Below are 24,458 nucleotides of genomic sequence, written 5' to 3'. Positions count from 1 at the left end.
TTACTTCAATTAAAATTAAACTTATTATTTTCTATTTACATAAAGCCATCCTACTTTTGCATCCTCTCCATTCCCTAAATCTATTACATAGTAATACGTTCCTGCGGGTAATCCTGATTCAGCAGCTATTGTTGACCTTCCCTCTGAGCTTCCATCCCACTCATTCTTATAGCCTTGTTTTTTGTAAACGGTATTTCCCCAACGATTGAATACTTCCAAAGTATTGTTTGGATATTCTTCAATACAGGTAATGGTGAATGTATCGTTTTGACCATCTTGATCTGGACTAAACTCATTGTATATCGTAAAACATTTTGTCTTTATCGTTACTAATAAAACATAAGATACTCCCTCACAACCAATGCTGCTCTTTGGATGAATTACATAGCGTACAACCTGATCGTTAGTGGATGTGTTAGTCAGTGTATCTGTAATCATATTCCCCTCCATTAGATCAGTACTTTCACCTTCTATAAAATCATTACTATCCGCAACCCAACTGAACTCCGTATCTTCTGGCAATACGTCTGACAACAAATCATAATTTACATTCTCTCCATTGGATATCGTTGTATTCAAAACTTCCGTGACATAATTCTCTGGTGAAACTTGTACCGTATAGGTAAAAGATGCTCCTATACATCCTTCTGAACTTTGTGGCGTAATACGATAAATAACTTCCTGGATACTCGCACTGCTGTTAATTAAAGTATCTGTGATGGTAGCTGTTGTTGTTTGTCCTAGAGTTATACCTTCAATATTACTATTATCTTCTGCCTCCCAAGTAAAGCTTGCTCCTGACAAATCAATATCATTTGCTAAATCCTTTGATAAAGAATCGCCACTACATATTGCTTCAGTCGTATCAACTCCTACAGGTTCGGGATTTACCGTAACCACATAACGATACGAGACGCCCAAGCAGCCCAAAGCACTGCGAGGGGTAATGGTATATACCACCTCTTGAACAACTCCACTTTTATTGACTAGTGTATCCGTAATTTCAGTACCACTTGTTGCAGTAGGCGTTTCTCCTGTGACGTTACTATTCTCTGCTGCTTCCCAAGTAAAACTTGCTCCTGCTAAATCAACGGTTGCGCTTAAATCTTTCGATAAAGAATCTCCACTACAGATAACATCCGTGGTTTCCAATCCTACAGGTTCGGGGTTTACCGTAACCACATAGCGATACGAGGCGCCCAAACAACCCAAAGCACTGCGAGGAGTAATCGTATACACCACCTCTTGAACAGTACTACTTTTGTTGACGAGCGTATCCGTAATTTCACTCGTACTTGTTGCAGTAATCGTTTCTCCTGTGACATTCGTATTTTCTGCTGCTTCCCAAATAAAACTTACTCCTGTTAAATCAATGGCTGTATTTAAATCGTTAGATAAGCGATCGCCACTACAGATAACATCCGTGGTTTCCTCTCCTACAGGTTCGGGATTTACCGTAACCACATAACGATACGAAGCACCCAAACAACCCAAAGCACTGCGAGGGGTAATCGTATATACCATCTCTTGAACGACTCCACTTTTATTGACGAGCGTATCCGTAATTTCATTGGTACTTATTGAACTAACCGTTTCTCCTGTCACATTCGTATTTTCTGCTACTTCCCAAGTAAAACTTGCTCCTGCTAAATCAACGGTACCACTTAAACCTTTCGATAAACGGTCGCCACTACAAATAACATCCATGATTTCCTCTCCTACAGGTTCGGGATTTACCGTAACCACATAACGATACGAGGCACCCAAGCAGCCCAAAGCACTACGAGGGATAATCGTATACACCACCTCTTGAACAATACCACTTGTATTAACTAATGTATCCGTAATTTCACTCGTGCCTATTGCAGTAACCGTTTCTCCAGTTACGTTACTATTTTCTGCTGCTTCCCAAGTAAAACTAGCCCCTGCTAAATCAACGGTACCGCTTAAATCTTTCGATAAAGGATCCCCGCTACAGATAACATCCGTGGTTTCTACTCCTACAGGTTCAGGATTTACCGTAACCACATAGCGATACGAGGCACCCAAACAACCCAAAGCACTGCGAGGAGTAATCGTATACACCACCTCTTGAATAATACCACTTTTATTAACGAGCGTATCCGTAATTTCACTCGTACTTGTTGCTGATGTAGTTTCTCCAGCTACATTACTATTTTCTGCTGCTTCCCATGTAAAACTTACTCCTGTTAAATCAATAGCTGTATTTAAATCGTTAGATAAGCGATCGCCACTACAGATAACATCCGTGGTTTCCTCTCCTACAGGTTCGGGATTTACCGTAACCACATAACGATACGAGGCACCCAAACAGCCTAGAGCACTGCGAGGAGTAATCGTATACACCACCTCTTGGACAGTACCACTTTTGTTAACGAGCGTATCCGTAATTTCATTGGCACTTATTGCACTGACTGTTTCTCCTGTCACATTCGTGTTTTCTGCTGCTTCCCATGTAAAACTCGCTCCTGCTAGATCAACAGTCGTACTTAAATCTTTCGATAAACGATCGCCGCTACAGGTAACATCCGTAGTTTCCTCTCCTACAGGCTCAGGATTTACCGTAACCACATAACGATACGAGGCACCCAAACAACCTAAAGCACTGCGCGGGATAATCGTATACACCACCTCTTGAACAATACCACTTGTATTAACTAATGTATCCGCAATTTCACTCGTGCCTATTGCAGTAACCGTTTCTCCAGTTACGTTACTATTTTCTGCTGCTTCCCAAGTAAAACTAGCCCCTGCTAAATCAACGGTACCGCTTAAATCTTTCGATAAAGGATCCCCGCTACAGATAACATCTGTGGTTTCTGCTCCTACAGGTTCAGGATTTACCGTAACCACATAGCGATACGAGGCGCCCAAACACCCCAAAGCACTGCGAGGAGTAATCGTATACGCCACCTCTTGAACAGTACTACTTTTATTGACGAGCGTATCCGTAATTTCACTCGTACTCTTTGTCGTTATCGTTTCTCCTGTTACATTACTATTTTCTGCCGCTTCCCAAGTAAAACTCGCTCCTGACAGATCAACGCTTTCACTTAAATCTTTCGATAAACGATCGCCACTACAAATAACATCCGTGGTTTCCTCTCCTACAGGTTCAGGGTTTACCGTAACCACATAACGATACGAGGCACCCAAACAGCCTAAAGCACTGCGAGGAGTAATCGTATACGCCACCTCTTGAACAACTCCACTTTTATTGACGAGCGTATCCGTAATTTCATTGGCACTTATTGCATTGACCGTTTCTCCTGTCACATTCGTGTTTTCTACTGCTTCCCAAGTAAAACTAGCTCCTGCTAAATCAACGGTACCACTTAAATCTTTCGATAAACGGTCGCCACTACAAATAACATCCGTGGTTTCTACTCCTACAGGTTCAGGATTTACCGTAACCACATAACGATACGAGGCGCCCAAACAACCCAAAGCACTGCGAGGGGTAATCGTATACACCACCGCTTGAACAATACCACTTTTATTGACGAGCGTATCCGTAATTTCACTTGTACTCTTTGTCGTTATCGTTTCTCCTGTTACATTACTATTTTCTGCTGCTTCCCAAGTAAAACTAGCCCCTGCTAAATCAACGGTACCACTTAAATCTTTCGATAAAGGATCGCTGCTACAGATAACATCCGTGGTTTCTAATCCTACAGGTTCAGGATTTACCGTAACCACATAGCGATACGAGGCGCCCAAACAACCCAAAGCACTGCGAGGGGTTATGGTATAAGTTACCTCTTGAATAACTCCACTTGTATTCACCAAAGTATCTGTAATATTTGTTGTACTCATTACTGTTGTAGTTTCACCTGTTACATCATCATTTTCTGATGCTTGCCAAGTAAAACTTACTCCTGTTAAATCAACATCTCTTGTTAAATCTTTTGATAAACGATCACCACTACAAATAATGTCGGTTGTTTCTACTCCTACTGGTTCTGGATTTACCGTAACTACATAGCGATAGGATTCACCTAAACATCCTATAGCACTACGGGGGGTTATGGTATAAACAATTTCTTGAACAACTCCACTTTTATTTACTAAAGTATCTGTAATATTTGCTGCACTCATTGCTGTTGTAGTTTCACCTGTAACATCATTATTTTCTGCTGCTTCCCAAGTAAAACTACCTCCTGTTAAATCAACAGTTGTACTTAAATCTTTTGATAAACGGTCACCACTACAAATAATATCGGTTGTTTCTACTCCTACTGGTTCTGGATTCACCCTAACCACATAGCGGTATGATTCACCTACACATCCTAAATTACTGCGGGGTGTAATTGTATACACCACTTCTTGAACAACTCCACTTTTATTTACTATGGTATCCGTTATTTCATTAGCACTTGTTGAAACGAGAGTCTCTCCCGTAACATTACTATTTTCCGATGCCTCCCAAGTAAAACTTACTCCTGATACATCTACAGTTGCATTTAAATTCTTCGATAAACGGTCTCCACTACAAATAACATCGGTTGTTTCTACTCCTACTGGTTCTGGATTTACTGTAACCACATAGCGATACGATTCTCCAACACATCCCGAAGCACTTGTTGGTGTAATTGTGTATCTTACATTTCGAGGAGCCCCGCTTTTGTTTATTAATACATCGTTTATACTATTTGTATTGGTAGTCTCTAAAGTTTCCCCTGTAACATTAACATTATCATTCCCTTGCCATGAAAAACTAACTCCCGATAAATCAACAGTAGTATTCAAATTTTTTGACAAACGATCGCCACTACAGATAATTTCATTAGTTTCCATTCCCTTTGGGTTTCGACGCACCAATAATCTAGCTTCCGAACTAATCTCTTCACAATAAAAATCAACATTACGAATTTTTGCTCGGTATTTGTTGTTATTAAGTTCCAAACTGGTACTAGATAAACTTAGTTTTTTTGAGGTTACTCCTGAATAAACGGCATTATTTGAAAGATCGAGCCAATCACCGCTCCCTGACTCCTGAACTTGCCATTGATAACTAAATCCTGTCGTTATCTCATTACTGGCTGAATAATCAGGAAAAGTATTGGGTGCTGTCCCTCTATATGTAGTTGTATGCAACAAAGCCGTCTCTAGGTTAAAACTTGTGTTTTGTTCTTCACAAACCGTAGCATTTTTAGGTTGTTCCTTTATACGGATTAATGTTGCCTTTTTTTCATCTCCTGAGGCTCCATCATACCCACCAGTACCGCCAATTACACGTCCTTTATTATCAAACCTAACACCATCTAAAACACCATCCATATTTACATCGACTCCCCCTGATTCAACAACATCATTACACCCATCATTATCGCTATCTAAATCTAAGTGATTAGGAATCCCATCCTGATCAAAATCATATTCAGGACAGGTTCCTGGCACTAGTTGTCTTTCAAAATTAAAACTACATCGAATTTCAGGTAAGTCTCGAGCACCGCAATCAAAATTAGTCCTTTGCATGGTAAAATCGAACCTGAGAGTTAAGGTATTAACCGTTGGAATAAACGTTTCAGTACCTGTAGCCCCTCCAAAATTATTTCCAGTATTGTTTACAAATAAATTACTCGCAGGATCATTAACTATTTGAAAAGTTCCTCTTGAAATACCATTGTTTGCCAATGATGGGCTTGCAGATTCAACCCTTGCTGTTATCGTAAATGGAGTTCCCGGCGATACATTTATCTCCCAAAAAGCCGAAAACACCTCATTTCTATCATTTTCTGAATAAAAACCTGTATCCCATTGATTAGTTCTACCATTTCCACTCTGACAACCGTTTCCATAAGGCTCAGCACCTTCTCTAACATTATGACCAAGTGATCTAGATCCATTTTCAAAATTACATAATGTACCTTCAACAGTATCAAGAATCCCATCGTTATCATCATCTAAATCATCCTCATCCAAAATCCCATCGTTATCTGTATCTTGTAAATTTATCGCTGTATTTTTCGGATAATTTTTTAACTCGTAATAATCTCCTACTTCTAAAACCCAATCTCCTAATGCCCCTGTTATATTACTTGAAGCTGAAACAGAAATATTTAACTTTTCTTTTAATAAATGAACCGCAGTAATACCTTTATTTCCTTTACCAAAATTACAACCTAAAATATTTAAATGATTCAGAGAATCAAATGGTATGCTTCTTACAAAATCTATCAACCAACTAGACGTTACCCATTTATTGTTCACATACAGTTCTCCTGATTTACCATGAGTAAACAATTGTATTGTTTTAATTCCGCTAGTATTCTGAAGTAACTGATGGTACGATATCTTTTGTTTATCAGGAATATCGGACTCAACATAGTTATTTATATTCACTAACCCCTTAGCTACTATGATCAAGTCCGTTCCTGATGTATAAAAATTCAAATGATTATATTGCTTTTCTACTTTTGAATAAACATTATTAACGCTTAAAAACAGCAACAAGAACAAAACAATACTTTGTATTTTTTGTCCGGTAATTCTTTTTTCAATTATCATATAAAACATTTAATTCGTGTTTATTAAAGAGACTTATTTTCTATTTATATAAAGCCAACCTACTTTTGCATCCTCTCCATTTCCTAAATCTATTACATAGTAATACGTTCCTGCAGGCAATCCTGATTCAGCTGCTATTGTTGACCTTCCTTCTGAATTTCCATCCCACTCATTCTTGTAGCCTTGTTTTTTATAAACGGTATTTCCCCAACGATTAAAAACTTCTAAAGTGTTGTTTGGATAATTTTCGATACAGGTAATGATAAATGTGTCGTTTTGACCGTCTTGATCTGGGCTAAATTCATTGTATATCGTAAAACAATTTGTAGCTACGGTTACTAATAAAATGTATGGTGTTCCTTCACAACCTGCATTGCTCTTTGGATAAATAGTATAGCGGACAACTTGATCATTTGTAGTTGTATTAGTGAGTGTATCTGTAATCACATTTCCTTCGATTAAAGTAGTGCTTTCCCCTTCAACCAAATCGTTATTATCAGCAATCCAACTAAACTCAGTATTTCCTTCTAATACATCTGAAAACACATCATAATTTACACTCTCTCCATTGGGTATGGTGATATTTAAAATTTCTGTCACATAACTTTCAGGAGACACCTGCACGGTATAGGTATAAGAAGCCCCTATACATCCATCTGCACTCCTAGGTGCTATATGATATACTACTTCCTGTTCAACATTACTTCTATTAATCAAAGTATCTGTTATCAATTCAGTTGTAGTTTGCTCTATAGTTACTCCTTCTACATTGGTATTATCGTCTGCCCTCCAGGTAAAACTTACTTCTGTTAAATCAACAGTTGAATTTAAGTCTTTTGATAAAAGGTCTCCACTACATATTACATCTCGGCTATCAACACCTATAGGCTCAGGGTTCACGGTAACTACATGTCGGTATGATTCACCTAAACAACCTAGGGCACTGCGAGGAGTAATCGTATACACCACCTCTTGAACAACCCCGCTTTTATTAATTAATGTATCGGTAATTTCATTAGTACTTGTTGGTATAATTGTTTCTCCTGTTACATTATTATTATCGTGTGCTTCCCAGGTAAAACTTACTCCTACCAAATCAACTGTCAACGTTAAATCTTTCGATAAACGATCACCACTACAGATAATACCCGTAGTTTCTACTCCTACAGGTTCAGGGTTCACAGTAACCACATAGCGATACGAGTCTCCTAAACAGCCTAAAGCACTACGAAGAGTAATCGTATACACGACCTCTTGTACAGTACTACTTATATTGACTAGCATATCCGTAATTTCACTCGTACTTGTTCCAATAATGGTTTCTCCTTCAACATTACTATTTTCTGCTGCTTCCCAAGTAAAACTTACATCTGATAAATCAATAGTTGAATTCAAGTCTTTTGATAAACGGGCGCCACTACAAATAACATCCGTGGTTTCGTCTCCTACAGGTTCAGGATTTACCGTAACTACATAACGATACGAGGCTCCCAAGCAGCCTAAAGCACTGCGAGGAGTAATCGTATATACCAGCTCTTGAACAGTACCACTCTTATTGATTAACGTATCCGTAATTTCAGTAGCACTTGTTGCTGTGACCGTTTCTCCTGTGACGCTACTATTCTCTGCTGCTTGCCAAGTAAAACTAGCTCCTGCTAAATCAACGGTACCATTTAAATCTTTCGATAAACGAGTTCCACTACAGATAACATCCGTGGTTTCTACTCCAACGGGTTCAGGGTTTACCGTAACCACATAACGATAGGAGGCTCCCAAACACCCTACAGCACTACGCGGAGTAATCGTATATACTATCTCTTGGACAGTACCACTTTTATTGACGAGCGTATCGGTAATTTCACTCGTACTTGTTCCAATAATTGTTTCTCCCTCAACATTCGTATTTTCTGATGCTTGCCAAGTAAAACTCGCTCCTACCAGATCAATAGTTGTTGTTAAATCTTTCGATAAACGGTCGCCACTACAAATAACATCCGTGATTTCTACTGCTACAGGTTCGGGATTCACGGTAACGATGTAACGATAGGACTCTCCCAAACACCCTAAAACACTGCGAGGAGTAATTGTATACACCACCTCCTGAACAGTACTACTTTTATTAACTAGTGTATCGGTGATTTCAGTGGCACTTGTTGCAGTAATCGTTTCTCCTGTCACATTCATATTTTCTGCTGCTTCCCAAGTAAAGCCTACTCCTGTCAAATCAATCGTTGCATTTAAATCTCTCGATAAACGATCGCCACTACAGATAACATCAGCAGTTTCTACTCCAACAGGTTCGGGGTTCACGGTAACCACATAACGATACGAGGCACCCAAACAACCCAAAGTACTGCGAGGAGTAATCGTATACACCACCTCTTGAACAGTACTACTTTTATTGACTAATATATCGGTAATTTCAGTGGTACTTATTGCAGTAACTGTTTCTCCTGTGACGTTACTATTTTCTGCTGCTTCCCAAACAAAACTTACTCCTGTTAAATCAATCGTTTCATTTAAATCTTTCGATAAACGAGTTCCACTACAGACAACATCCGTGGTTTCTACTCCAACGGGTTCTGGATTTACTGTAACTACATAGCGATACGATGTCCCTAAACATCCTGAGGCACTGCGAGGAGTAATCGTATATACCACCTCTTGGACAGTACCACTTTTATTGACGAGCGTATCCGTGATTTCACTCGTACTTGTTCCAATAACAGTTTCTCCCTCAACATTAGTATTTTCTGACGCTTGCCAAGTAAAACTCGCTTCTACCAGATCAATAGTTGTTGTTAAATCTTTCGATAAACGGTCGCCACTACAAATAACATCCGCGGTTTCTATTGCTACAGGTTCGGGATTCACGGTAACGATGTAACGATAGGACTCTCCCAAACACCCTAAAGCACTGCGAGGAGTAATTGTATATACCACCTCCTGAACAGTACTACTTTTGTTGACTAGTGTATCGGTGATTTCAGTGGCACTTGTTGCAGTAATCGTTTCTCCTGTCACATTCATATCTTCTGCTGCTTCCCAAACAAAACCTACTCCAGCTAAATCAATAGTTATATTCAAGTCTTTTGATAAACGATCACCACTACAGAGAACATCAGCAGTTTCTACTCCAACAGGTTCGGGGTTCACGGTAACCACATAACGATACGAGGCACCCAAACAACCCAAAGTACTGCGAGGAGTAATCGTATACACCACCTCTTGAACCGTACTACTTTTATTGACTAATATATCGGTAATTTCAGTGGTACTTATTGCAGTAACTGTTTCTCCTGTGACGTTACTATTTTCTGCTGCTTCCCAAACAAAACTTACTCCTGTTAAATCAATCGTTTCATTTAAATCTTTCGATAAACGAGTTCCACTACAGACAACATCCGTGGTTTCTACTCCAACGGGTTCTGGATTTACTGTAACTACATAGCGATACGATGTCCCTAAACATCCTGAGGCACTGCGAGGAGTAATCGTATATACCACCTCTTGGACAGTACCACTTTTATTGACGAGCGTATCCGTGATTTCACTCGTACTTGTTCCAATAACAGTTTCTCCCTCAACATTACTATTTTCTGATGCTTGCCAAGTAAAGCTCACTCCTGTTAAATCAACCGTTTCATTTAAATCTTTTGATAAACGATCACTACTACAAATAACATCCGTGGTTTCCACACCTACAGGCTCGGGATTTACGGTAACCACATAGCGATACGAGGCACCCAAACAGCCTAGAGTACTGCGAGGAGTAATCGTATACACCACTTCTTGAACAGTACTACTTTTATTAACTAGCGTATCCGTAATTTCGCTTGTGCTCATTGCTGATGTAGTTTCTCCTGTTACATTACTATTTCCTGCCGCTTCCCAAGTAAAACTCACTCCTACTAAATCAACGGTACCACTTAAATCTTTCGATAAACGATCGCCACTACAAATAACATCCGTGGTTTCCTCTCCTACAGGTTCAGGATTTACCGCAACTACATAACGATACGAGGCACCCAAACAGCCTAAAGCACTGCGAGGAGTAATCGTATACACCACCTCTTGGACAGTACCACTTTTATTGACTAAAGTGTCTGAAATTTCAGTGGCACTTGTTGCACTTACCGTTGCTCCCTTTACATTACTATTTTCTGCCGCTTCCCAAGTAAAGTTTATTCCAGCCATATCAACATCTCTTGTTAAGTCTTTGGATAAACGATCACCACTACAAATAACATCACTACTTTCTACTCCAACAGGCTCAGGATTAACAGTTACCGTATAGCGATAAGACGCTCCTAAACATCCAGAATTACTGCGCGGTGTTATTGTATAAACAATCTCTTGTACCGCACCACTTTTATTTACCAAAATGTCAGATATATCACTACTACTTGTTGGTATCACAGTAGCTCCTGTGACGTTACTATTTTCCGCTGCCTCCCAGGTAAAACTTGTTCCTGCTAGATCCACAGTCGCACTTAAATCTTTCGTTAAACGATTACCACTACAAATAACATCTGTGGTTTCTATTCCTAAAGGTTCTGGATTCACGGTAACCACATAACGATAAGACTCTCCTAAACATCCCGATCCACTGCTTGTTGTTATCGTATAAACAACCTCTTGAACCATACCGCTTTTATTTACTAAAGTGTCTGAAATTTCATTGCTATTCATAGCACTAATAGTTTCTCCCGAAACATTAGGATTTTCGGTTGCTTGCCATGTAAAACTTACTCCCGTTAAACCGACATCTTCTGTTAAATCTTTTGATAAACGATCGCCACTGCAAATAATTTCACTTGTATCAACTCCAATGGGTTCAGCTTTTACATTCACTGTATAATTGAAAGGAGTACCTATACAACCTGAGCTACCTCTTGGAGTAATAGCATAAACGACTTCTTGATCGAGCAAACTAATATTTCTTAACCTATCCTCTATTATAGTTCCTGCACCAACCCCTATAGTTTCTCCTTCTATATTTACATTATCTTCAACCGTCCAAAAAAAGTTCGACCCAGTAGCATTAACTTGATCCAAAAGATTATAATTTAATACTTCTCCACTACATATTGAAATAGACGAATCACTCCCCTCTGGCTCATGATTAACACGAACTCTATATCTAAATGGATCTCCGACACATCCAGAAGCACTTATTGGAGTAATTCTATAGGTTACGATATGGGCAGCTCCACTTTTATTGACTATAATATCATTAATACTATTCGTATTTGTTTCTGACAACATTTCGCCAGTAGTGTTTGGATTGTCATTAGCTATCCACGTAAAGCTTACGCCTACTTGGTCAACCATTGGAATTAAGTTCTTTGATAAACGATCACCGCTACAAATTTCATCCAAGGCATCTTCTCCAATAGGCAAAAGGTTTACCTTTAACGAAGCTTCATTACTTATTTCTGGACAACTGTGATTTGAATTGGTTATTACAACTCTATATAGACTATTATTTAGATCAATAGTGACATTTTTTAGCTTAAGACTATTAGATTTAACACCAGTGTAAACAGCATCATTATTGAGGTTCACCCAATCAGAAGCATTACTACTTTTTAACTGCCATTGATAGCTAAAACCAGATGCATCTTGAGTTCCTTTTGAATAATCGGGAGTTGTATTAGGCGCTAGCCCTTGATATTCAGTAGTCCTTGAAATAAGAGCATTTACCTCAAAAGTAACATTAGTAACTTCTTCACAAACCTCTTTATTATTAGGTTGCTTGGTTATTTCCATTTTTGAAGGATTAATTTCCTTACCTGATGCTCCATCATATCCTCCCTCATGGAACGATACTTCACCAGAGGGATTTACTCCTACTCCGTCAATAACACCATCATTATTATTATCAACACCTCCAGATTCAATAGAATCAGGACATCCATCATTATCAGAATCACTATCAAGATGGTCTGGAATACCATCCGAATCAGTATCTACCACAAAAGGTAAATTATCACAAAGAGGCTGTTCAAACAGCACCTTTTGTAGATTTGTATTACCTCCTGTTGATGATGTATAACCAAAAAACACTAAATTTTGCCCTCCAAAAATTTCATTTACCAAATCTCCTTGATATCTTCCAACTTCCACACCATCAATTTCATAAAAAATTGTATTGGTTTGTGATGACCAAATAATACTTACATCATGATATAAAGCGTCTTCAATATTCCCTAATGAAAAAGCTCCACTCAACATTCTTGTTTGATCATTACTAGGCCAAATACTGGCATGATCATCGGCAATATCCCCCACTCTAGCTCCATTAGGATAGGTATCAATTTCCAAAACTATTCCAAACTCAATACCTGCAGCGCCAATCCCTCCCCTCGAGTACCAAAGGCATCAACACCATTAGGGTCATTATGAAAAATTATTGCGACGCCATCTGCTCCTGTAGCGTCTTTGTCTCCCATGTAAGCTTTGAACTGAACATTGAAATCATTACTGAAATCAATTTTTTCAAAAGACATTGCACTTCCTGCTTGATTGAATTCATCAGGTGTTAAAATAAATTCGGTATCAGAATTTCTTACAGCGCTTCCATTAAACTTAAATAGACTTTCAAGATTACTGTTACTAATTTGTCGTTCTACACAATCATAAATACCATCATTATCATCATCATCATCAAAAACATCTGCTACACCATCATTATCACTATCTTGTAATTGCAACTGCAAATTTATCGCTGTATTTTTCGGATAATTTTTTAACTCGTAATAATCTCCTACTTCTAAAACCCAATCTCCTAATGCCCCTGTTATATTGCTTGAAGCCGAAACTAAAACATTTAATTCATTACTTAAGAAGTTAACAGCTGAATTTCCTTTTAAATTTTCACCAAAATTACAGCCATAAATTCGAACCCCTTGTAACGACTCTAAGTTCATTTTTTTTATGAGTTTCGCTATATAACCCGAACTCTTCCATTCTCTATTTAGATAAAGTTCACCTGACTTACCATGCGAAAACAGTTGGATATTTTTAATATCTAAATCTTGTTTAAACAATTGTTCTAATGATATTTCTTCTTCATCAGGAAAAGCAGACTTTACATAGTTTTTAATATGCATTAACTCTTTATCCACGATAATTAAATCGGTCCCTGACTTAAAAAAACTCAAGTAACTATCTTCTTGTTCGACCTTTGAATAAACGTTATCAATATTAAAAAGTAACAACAAGAATAAAACTTTTGTTAGTATTTTACATACTATATTTCTTTGTGTAATTAACATATGAAGCATTTAGTGTATGTGTATTAAAGAAACTTATTTTCTATTTATATAAAGCCAACCTACTTTTGCATCCTCTCCATTCCCTAAATCTATTACATAGTAATACGTTCCTGCGGGTAATCCTGATTCAGCAGCTATTGTTGACCTTCCCTCTGAGCTTCCATTCCACTCATTCTTATAGCCTTGTTTTTTGTAAACGGTATTTCCCCAACGATTGAATACTTCCAAAGTATTGTTTGGATATTCTTCAATACAGGTAATGGTAAATGTATCGTTTTGACCATCTTGATCTGGACTAAACTCATTGTATATCGTAAAACATTTTGTCTTTATCGTTACTAATAAAACATAAGATACTCCCTCGCAACCAATGCTACTTTTTGGATGAATTACATAGCGTACAACCTGATCGTTAGTGGATGTGTTAGTCAGTGTATCTGTAATCATATTCCCCTCCATTAGATCAGTACTTTCACCTTCTATAAAATCATTACTATCCGCAACCCAACTGAACTCCGTATCTTCTGGCAATACGTCTGACAATAAATCGTAATTTACATCCTCTCCATTGGATATCGTTGTATTCAAAACTTCCGTCACATAATTCTCTGGTGAAACTTGTACCGTATAGGTAAAAGATACTCCTATACATCCTTCTGAATTTTGTGGCGTAATACGATAAATAACTTCCTGGATACTCGCACTGCTGTTAATTAAAGTATCTGTGATGGTAGCTGTTGTTGTTTGTCCTAGAGTTATACCTTCAATATTACTATTATCTTCTGCCTCCCAGGTAAGGCTTGCTCCTGATAAATCAATATCATTTGCTAAATCCTTTAATAAAGAATCGCCACTACATATTGCTTGAGTCGTGTCAACTCCTACAGGTTCCGGGTTTACTGTAACCACATAACGATACGAAGCACCCAAGCAGCCCAAAGCACTGCGAGGGGTAATGGTATACACCACCTCTTGAACAGTACCACTTTTATTGACGAGCGTGTCCGTAATTTCAATCGTACTTGTTGCTGTAAGCGTTTCTCCTGTGACATTACTATTCTCTGCTGCTTCCCAAGTAAAACTTGCTCCTGCCAAATCAACCGTTGCGCTTAAATCTTTCGATAAAGAATCTCCACTACAGATAACATCCGTGGTTTCCAATCCTACAGGTTCGGGGTTTACCGTAACCACATAACGATACGAGACACCCAAACAACCCAAAGCACTGCGAGGAGTAATGGTATATACCACCTCTTGAACAGTACTACTTTTGTTGACGAGCGTATCCGTAATTTCACTCGTACTTGTTCCAATAACGGTTTCTCCCTCAACATTACTATTTTCTGCTGCTTCCCAAATAAAACTTACTCCCGTTAAATCAATAGCTGTATCTAAATCGTTAGATAAGCGATCGCCACTACAGATAACATCCGCGGTTTCCTCTCCTACGGGTTCGGGGTTTACCGTAATCACATAGCGATACGAGGCACCCAAACACCCCAAAGCACTGCGAGGAGTAATCGTATATACCACCTCTTGAACGACTCCACTTTTATTGACAAGCGTATCCGTAATTTCGTTAGTACTTGTTGTAATAATCGTTGCTCCTGTAACGTTACTATTTTCTGCTGCCTGCCAAGTAAAACTTACTCCTGTTAGATCGACATCTCTTGTTAAACCTTTCGATAAACGGTCGCCACTACAGATAACATCCGTGGTTTCCTCTCCTACAGGTTCAGGGTTTACCATAACCACATAACGATACGAGGCACCCAAACAACCTAAAGCACTGCGAGGGGTAATGGTATATACCACCTCTTGAACAGTACCACTTTTATTGACTAATGTATCCGTAATTTCAGTAGCACTTATTGCTGTAAGCGTTTCTCCTGTAACATTGCTATTTTCTGCTGCTTTCCAAGTAAAACTTGCTCCTGCTAAATCAACGGTACCACTTAAATCTTTCGATAAACGATCTCCGCTACAGATAACATCCGTGGTTTCTACTCCTACAGGTTCAGGATTTACCGTAACCACATAGCGATACGAGTCACCCAAACAACCCAAAGCACTCCGAGGAGTAATCGTATACACCACCTCTTGAACAGTACTACTTTTGTTGACGAGCGTATCCGTAATTTCACTCGTACTTGTTGCAGTAATCGTTTCTCCTGTGACATTCGTATTTTCTGCTGCTTCCCATGTAAAACTTACTCCTGTTAAATCAATCGTTGCATTTAAATCTTTCGATAAACGATCGCCACTACAGATAACATCCGTAGTTTCCACTCCTACGGGTTCGGGGTTTACCGCAACCACATAACGATACGAGGCACCCAAACAACCCAAAGCACTGCGAGGAGTAATCGTATATACTACCTCTTGAACAACTCCACTTCTATTTATCAAAGCATCCGTAATTTCATTACTACTTGTAGCAATAACCGTCGCACCTAAGACGTTACTATTTTCTGCTGCTTCCCATGTAAAACTCGCTCCTGCCAGATCAACAGTTATACTTAAATCTTTCGATAAACGATCGCCGCTACAGGTAACATCCGTAGTTTCTATTCCTACAGGCTCAGGATTTACGGTAACCACATAACGATACGAGGCGCCTAAACACCCTAAAGCACTACGAGGAGTAATCGTATACACCACCTCTTGAACAATACCACTTGTGTTTACTAACGTATCGCTAATTTCACTACTGGTTGTTGTTTCAACTGTAACTCCTATCACATCATTATTTTCTGCTGCCTGCCAAGTAAAACTTGCTCCTAGTAAATCAATAGTTGCATTTAAATCTTTAGATAAACGGTCACCGCTACAGATAACATCCGTGGTTTCTGCTCCTACAGGTTCAGGATTTACCGTAACCACATAGCGATACGAGGCGCCCAAACAACCCAAAGCACTGCGAGGAGTAATCGTATACACCACCTCTTGAACAGTACTACTTTTATTGACGAGCGTATCCGTAATTTCATTCGTACTCTTTGTCGTTATCGTTTCTCCTGTTACATTTCTATTTTCTGCCGCTTCCCAAGTAAAACTAGCTCCTGCTAAATCAACGGTACCACTTAAATCTTTCGATAAAGAATCCCCGCTACAAATAACTTCAGTAGTTTCTACTCCAACAGGTTCAGGATTTACTGTAACTACATAACGATACGATGCTCCCAAACAACCTAAAGCACTGCGAGGAGTAATCGTATACACTATCTCTTGAGCAACGCCACTTGTATTTACTAAAGTATCAGCAATGTTTGCTGTACTCATTGCCGTTATCGTTTCCCCTGTTACGTTCGTATTTTCTGCCGCCTGCCAGGTAAAATTTGTTCCTACTACATCAACGGTTGTACTTAAATCTTTTGATAAGCGATCACCACTACAAATGGTTTCATTCGTATCGACCCCTACAGGTTCTGGATTCACTCTAACTACATAGCGATACGATGCTCCAAGACAGCCTAAAGCACTGCGCGGGGTAATGGTATACACCACCTCTTGAACGGTACTACTTTTATTGACGAGTGTATCGGTAATTTCACTCGTACTTGTTCCAATAATGGTTTCTCCCTCAACATTACTATTTTCAGATGCCTCCCAGGTAAAACTTATTCCCGTTAAATCAACAGTTGTACTTAAATCTTTGAATAAACGGTCGCCACTACAAATAACATCGGTAGTTTCAACTCCAACTGGTTCTGGGTTCACCATAACCACATAGCGAAATGATTCCCCTAAACACCCCAAAACACTGAGAGGAGTAATCGTATACACCACCTCTTGAACACCCCCACTTGTATTTACCAAAACATCGGTAATTTCACTGGTACTTGTTGACGTAACTGTCTCCCCAGTAACATTTTGATTTTCCAATGCCCGCCAGGTAAAACTACCTCCTGAGACATCAACATCCCTTGCTAAATCTTTTGATAAACGATCGCCACTACAAATGGTTTCACTCGTATCGACTCCTACAGGTTCTGGATTCACTGTAACTGCATAACGATATGATTCGCCCAAACAGCCCAAAGAACTGCGAGGGGTAATCGTATACACTACCTCTTGAGCAACGCCACTTTTATTTACTAGTGTATCGGTAATTTCACTCGTACTTGAAACTGTATTTGTGATTCCTAAAACACGATCATTTGTAGTTCCTTGCCAAGTAAAGTTTACACCTCCTAAATCTATATCATCACTTAAATCTTTTGATAAACGCTCTCCGCTACATATTGTTTCATTAGCTTCAACCCCCACTGGTTCTGGATTTACCCGAACAACATATCGGTAAGATTCTCCTATACACCCTGAAGAACTGCGAGGAGTTATGATATAGGTAACATTTCGAGGAGCTCCACTTTTATTAACTAATACATCATTAATTCTATTCGTACTCGTTAACGATGTTGTTTCTCCTGATATGTTTGGATTATCATTAGCACTCCACGTAAAACTTCCTCCAGTAACATTTACAGTCGTATTCAAATTCATTGATAAACGATCTCCACTACAAATCGTTTCATTTATATCAATACCTACAGGACCTGGATTTATTGTTAATAGTGCTGCTGCACTAAAAATTTCAACACACTCATTTTGCGTACTCGTAACGACTAATCGATACCTATTACCCGACAATGCAATATTAGGTTGTTTTACCGTTAGTTGGTTTGTACCTGTATTCTTATATACGGCATTATCCGATAAATTATTCCATGTATTAGCTCCTGATATTTTCTCCTGCCATTGATATAATAATCCATTTGTATTAGGTGTTGAATTACTATAATCAGGCTCTGTATCAGGTGCTGTTCCTTTATATTCATTGGTTGTATATGACAATGCTCTTCCTTTAAAAACAGCATCCGATTTTTCACAAATTATTTGATTTGTAGGATCCTCTACTACTTCAACTTTTGTAGGTACTATTTCATTACTTGAGTCCTGTGCTTGTGCTCCATCAATATCTGCTCCCCCATCTGCATTAACAAGATTAGGAACACCATCTGCATCCACATCACCTGTATTCGAAAATTTAATACTTCCATTTCCCAATAAATTTGATTCGTCAACATTTCCAGCACCTTCAATGGCATCAAAACAGCCATCATTATCGCTATCTGTATCAAAACAATTTAAAATCCCATCACCATCAGTATCATTACCCAAACCGTAAACGAATATGTTATCAACAGCAACATCATCACATACCCCACCCGTTGGATTAAAACTAAATGTTATTGTAATTGTATCAGAAGTTGGTGTAAATTGCAGTTCTTTACTTATCATCGTATATCTTCCGCCAGCCTCATTGACTATATTTTCGACAACTTGAGAATATAACATAACACCTTCCGCAAATACATTCAGGGTTGCGTTTCTTGGATTCGTATTTAATCCACCTACATCAAAAGCCAAAATATTGGGTTCGTTGGGAACTACATTAATCACTTGATTTAAATTATGTATTCCGTTGTCTTGTTCATTTCTTGCCTGACCATTAACCACTCTCCACCCATTAGCACCACTTTGAGTCCAACCACCAAAACCATTTTCAAAATTCGAATTGGTAACAGCATTTTCACATTCAACAGTATCAAATATTCCATCATTATCATCATCTAAATCCTCAGCATCCGAAACACCGTCATTGTCTGAGTCTTGAGCAGTCCTCTTTATATAAATATCTCCAAACGCTGCATCTTGTCGTGTATCCTTATTATTCTTATATATCTCAACCTTAGCTATTTCGTTACTTGGCCGTTCATAGTTAAAAACTGTTCCTCCATCTGGAGCTAAATCAGAATGCAGCAGATTACCTTCTGAATCATATACATTAAAATATATAATCCCTCCATTTCCGGAAGGATCTCCATGTATTTCGACATAATTAATATTTTCGCTAAAAGACATTCCTATTCCTGACCAATTTAAACCTCCAATAAAATTAACTCCACCTAAAGCTATATTATTTAAAAACCCTTGATGAGTCGATCTAAAAACACCAGAATAACCACTTAGCGAGTAAAACATAATGCCATAAGTATTGTCAAGCTGATTACTTAAGTAAGTATTAATAGGTATGGAAGAAATATCAATCAATGTTCTTTCTTCAAAAACTTGCAGATTAATATTATTATTTGTCGGATAATTTTTTAATTCATAATAATCTCCTATTTCTAAAACCCAATCACCTAAATTGCCTGTTATATTATTAGAAGCCGAGACAGAAATATTTAATTCATTTCTTAAAGTGCTTACCGCATTTTTACCTTTTATACCTTTGCCAAAATTACAGCCATAAAGCTTTAAACTTTCTAACGATTTAAAGTTCATTTTTTTTATCAGCTTTAGGATAAAGTCTGAAGTTTCCCAGTGCTTATTGATATATAGCTCTCCTGATCTACCATGTGTAAATACCTGGATATTTTCTACAGATTCAACTTCTTTAAGTAATTGTTGAAAGAGCATTTCATTTTGAACAGGAAAAGCGGACTTAACATAATTTATAACATCCGTTAGTTGTTTGTCTACTATGATTAAGTCCGTTCCTGACTTGAAAAAACTCAAATAATTATATTCACTTTCTACTTTTGAAAAAGCCTTACTTGCGGTTAAGAATAGAAATATTAATAAAACGTTCCTTAGTATTTTTTTCTCCATATTTAAGTTAGATAAAGCCATCTGATGTTAAGTCTTTACGTTAAATTTTATGTGTTTAATTTTACAGAAACTCATATCCATGGGTCTCTCTATTAGTCTCAATAAAAGTCTATGATTGTTTCTTCATTGAAATAACTAGCTAAATTTCTACTTATGCAATGAACTGTCTCTATTTTAGATATATTTAACCTACTACCTATCTATTTTTCAACTTGATTAACCTTTATATTTTCCCCCCCTCCTTTGACAATATAGAAATATGATCTTCTATTTAACTGATGTTCTTCTTCGGAACAATTACTTTTATTCCCATTTTTACAGTGATTTAGTAGTTGTGACTCACCATAACCAATGGCACTTTCAATTCTATTAGAATTTATCCCTCTCGTAATCAAATAATCTCTTGTTGATTTTGCACGTCGATCAGAAAGTTTTCTATTATACTGGGCACTTCCTCTGCTATCGGTATGAGACTCTATTTTAATTACCATATCAGGGTAATCTTCTAAAACCGTAATTATATTCTCAAGTTCATATTCAGCATCTTCTCTAATATTTGATTTGTCAAAATCAAAATAAATAGGTTTGATAACAATCTGATTCTCCTGAATTAAAGGATCCAATTCAAAATCTTGACGATTGTCAACATTATCTATATTAGTTGTTGTTAGTTTTTGATTTTTATCTCTATAATCGTCTTTAAACACAGCCAGTGTATATTGTTTATTACATAAAACATCATCAAATAAATAATCACCTTGATTGTTTGTTTTTGTAACAGCAACACGATCTCCTCTTTCGTTAATCAAATGGACTGTAGCCTTCACTATTTCCTTTTTGGTTACGGCATCCGTTACTTTTCCCAGTATGCGAGTTTTACAAGTATATAATTTAAATGCATAAATATCGTCATCACCTTTACCTCCTACTCTATTTGATGAAACTAGCCCTAATCTTTTTTCTTCATCTACGTAAAAACCAAAATCATCTACACTACTATTTACCGGAGTTCCGATATTCGTTGGCTCTATAAAATCATCTTCTTGTATATTAACTTCAAAAACATCTAATCCTCCTAAACCAAGATGACCGTCACTTGAAAAGAACATTTTCCTTTTTTTTGATATAAATGGAAACATTTCTCTTCCTTCAGTGTTTATTTTCTCACCTGCATTTAGAACCTCTCCAAAGGTTCCATCATTATTTATACTAATGCTGTAAATATCAGTTTTTCCATATCCTCCTTTTCTATTAGATACAAAATACAGTGTTTTCTCGTCGGTACTCAATGCCGGATGACCGTTTGAAAAATCTTCACTATTAAAACTTAAGTCTTCAATATTTCCCCATGTATTATCTTCAAGTTTTGTTGCTCTGTATATTTTCAAATGAGTAGTTTTCTTTTTATCACTTTTTAACTTTTTACCATCGACATTATCACGTGTAAAGTACATCGTGCTTCCATCTTTTGTAATTATAGGATTAGACTCATGATATCTTGAAAACATTCCTTTTACAATCTGTGGATTTTCATTAGTAATATAGGCAGTATCTGTTGCTATTATCGGAGTTTTGTATACATTTAAAAATGGTTGATTTGTTCTTTTATAAACCCCTTTATTCTTTTTAAAATCTCTAGATGAAGCGAAATAAAGTGTATCATTTAATATATAACCTCCGAAATCGGAATTAGGGCTATTTATAGAAAAACTATTGACATTAATATAGGATTTTTCCCTATTCGTATAATCAGTAAAATACCCTCTATTTAATTCTAAAGAATGTACTAATTTTTGATATACTTCTTTATTTTTTAACTTAAGCAACCATTTATCAGACTGCTTAACTTTACCATTACTCTTAAGTACTTGTGAGTACCTGTAGATATGTTCGGGTGTAAAAAAGTCTTTGTGATACTTATAAAAATCTTTATATGCCGATTCAGCCTTTTCAAAGTTTGAATTATAATAATATGAATCAGCTAACCTTTGAAGGACTTTATAGGAGGTATCATCGTTATCTCTTAACTTCTGATATAATTTAGCACTTTTAGAAAATGCATATTCTTCGTAATACTTATCCGCAGCAAACTTCCTTTGACCCACGGTCGAACAAAAAACGGATAAAACTAAAATTAAAAATAGTATTTTTTTTATCATAATAAAATAATTTTAAAAGAATCTTGGAGATGTAATAACTCCTTTTTTAAACAACTCATACCTCAACATTAATTCATGTGATCCTGAATTATAATTACTATAATTTGACGTAGTTAAATCATACGCGTAGCCAATCTGGAAAGTTTCACTGACTTGAAACCCTAATAAGGCGCTTATAGAGTCATCCCATCGCCATGAAACACCAGCCCTGAATTTCTCGTTAAACAAGAAATTTGCAGATAAATCAATTGAAAGAGGAGCACCAGCAACAACTTTTGTTAAAAAAGCTGGTTTAAATTTTATATTTTGATTTAAGTCGAAAACATACCCTGCTATCAAGAAGAAATGTAAACGTTCTTCAGACACTTCTCCTCCATTTGACACATCGTCATAATGCTCGGTTCTTAATATGTTAGGTACTGACAAACCAAAGTAATATTTATCAGTATAATAATACATCCCTAAACCAATTGTTGGTAACATCTTACTAATATTCTCCGAAAATTGATTATCAGCCTGGTCTCTGTATATACCTTTACTCCAATCAACGCTAAAAAACCTTCCTCCGAGCCTTAATCCGAATGCTAAATTTGCTTCTTCGCTCATTCTTACCTTATAAGAACTATTAACATCAAAATATACCTCACGTGCAGGTCCTATGACATCATTAACTAAGTTAACTCCTAACCCTAAACCTGAATAACCTATTGGAGAATCATACGAAAAAGTTTGAGTCGAAGGAGCCCCCTCAACACCAACCCATTGGCTTCTCATTAAAAAATTCAAAACTTTATGTCCTTTTGACCCTGTATACGCAGGGTTTACACTCATTGTATTAAACATGTATTGAGTATATTGAGGATCTTGTTGTCCTACTACCTTTGATAAACAAAAAATCCCACAATAAATAATACTAAATATTAACTTCAACCTTACTTTTTTACCCATTACTCAAATATTTATTTTAACATTTATCACTTCATTTTTACATAAAAAATGAATCCTTTTTTCTTTTAAAAATGATTTTTAAATTAATTGCAAGAACATCAAGCGTTAGGAGGTTCTATTTAATAGTTTTTGGATAAATCAAGAATAGAATCATTTGGTATTTTATTAACTCTTTTGAAGGACAGAGCTTATTCTCTAAAAACCAAAATTATTGATCCAGTAAGTTTTATTTATAAGACACTAAAACTCAAATAAGGTCACAATATATCCATGAAAACAGAATATATTTTGCAAAAAACCAAAAAAACATAATATTTTCATTGGTTATTTTGTTTTAACTTTACTTTATTATTTTTTTTAACAGGAGGGTAAGACTTAATATAGCTTTGTGTATGTGCCAAATCTTCCTTTGCTACTTTTAAGCCCCTCCTGTTTCAAAAAATAAAATAGGTTAAACCCTCACTACTTGAGGCTCTTAATATTATTATTTTTAAATAATAGTATCTTACTTATAATCTTTAAATTTTATACCCCCATTATTACCTCTTCTATATTTACCCCTTTATTTCCGTATTTAAAACTATTTATATCAATCTCCATTATTATTAAGTAAACCATTTATCTTATAATAAATCCACTACTTCCCTTATTTCAAACTATAATACCGAATTAAGAAACTAAGTTTTAGCCACTCTTATTCCCTTATTTTATTATTCTTTTATTTATTAAAATTAAACCTATATTCTATGCCATACGTATAACAACTAACTCAAACAACCTAATATTAATCAGGAGCATAGGACTTAATATAGTATTATGTATGTGCCAAAACCTTCTCTACTATAATTAAATCCTTTCCTGACTT

General features: G+C 36.9%; 5 protein-coding genes and 1 pseudogene. All 6 read right to left on the bottom strand.

Features of this window, described 5'->3' with window-relative positions; all coding sequences use genetic code 11:
• Positions 1–24: 24 nt before the first annotated feature.
• Positions 25–6,531: a PKD-like domain-containing protein gene (locus BLW23_RS17780; protein WP_176829875.1), complete on the bottom strand. Its 6,507-nt coding sequence runs from the start codon at positions 6,529–6,531 to the stop codon at positions 25–27.
• Positions 6,532–6,564: 33 nt separating this feature from the next.
• Positions 6,565–12,303 carry a PKD-like domain-containing protein gene (locus BLW23_RS17775; RefSeq protein WP_255362847.1) on the bottom strand — a complete coding sequence of 1,913 codons (5,739 nt, stop codon included), beginning with the start codon at positions 12,301–12,303 and terminating at the stop codon, positions 6,565–6,567.
• Between the two features lie 294 nt (positions 12,304–12,597).
• A pseudogene (locus tag BLW23_RS17770) lies at positions 12,598–13,646 on the bottom strand (lectin-like domain-containing protein); the annotation flags it as partial.
• Positions 13,647–13,844: 198 nt separating this feature from the next.
• A complete protein-coding gene (locus BLW23_RS17765) occupies positions 13,845–20,486 on the bottom strand; it encodes a PKD-like domain-containing protein (protein WP_176829873.1) in 6,642 nt (2,213 codons plus the stop codon).
• Between the two features lie 200 nt (positions 20,487–20,686).
• A complete protein-coding gene (locus tag BLW23_RS17760; protein ID WP_093672373.1) occupies positions 20,687–22,645 on the bottom strand; it encodes an OmpA family protein in 1,959 nt (652 codons plus the stop codon).
• A 12-nt stretch (positions 22,646–22,657) separates the two neighbouring features.
• On the bottom strand, positions 22,658–23,593 hold the full coding sequence (locus BLW23_RS17755; protein WP_093672371.1) for a PorP/SprF family type IX secretion system membrane protein: 936 nt from the start codon (positions 23,591–23,593) through the stop codon (positions 22,658–22,660).
• Positions 23,594–24,458 lie beyond the last annotated feature (865 nt).

The organism is Tenacibaculum sp. MAR_2009_124, assembly GCF_900105455.1.
Lineage (GTDB): Bacteria > Bacteroidota > Bacteroidia > Flavobacteriales > Flavobacteriaceae > Polaribacter.
The sequence above is the reverse complement of the archived record's forward strand: the minus strand, read 5'-3'. Positions and strand labels throughout refer to the sequence as shown.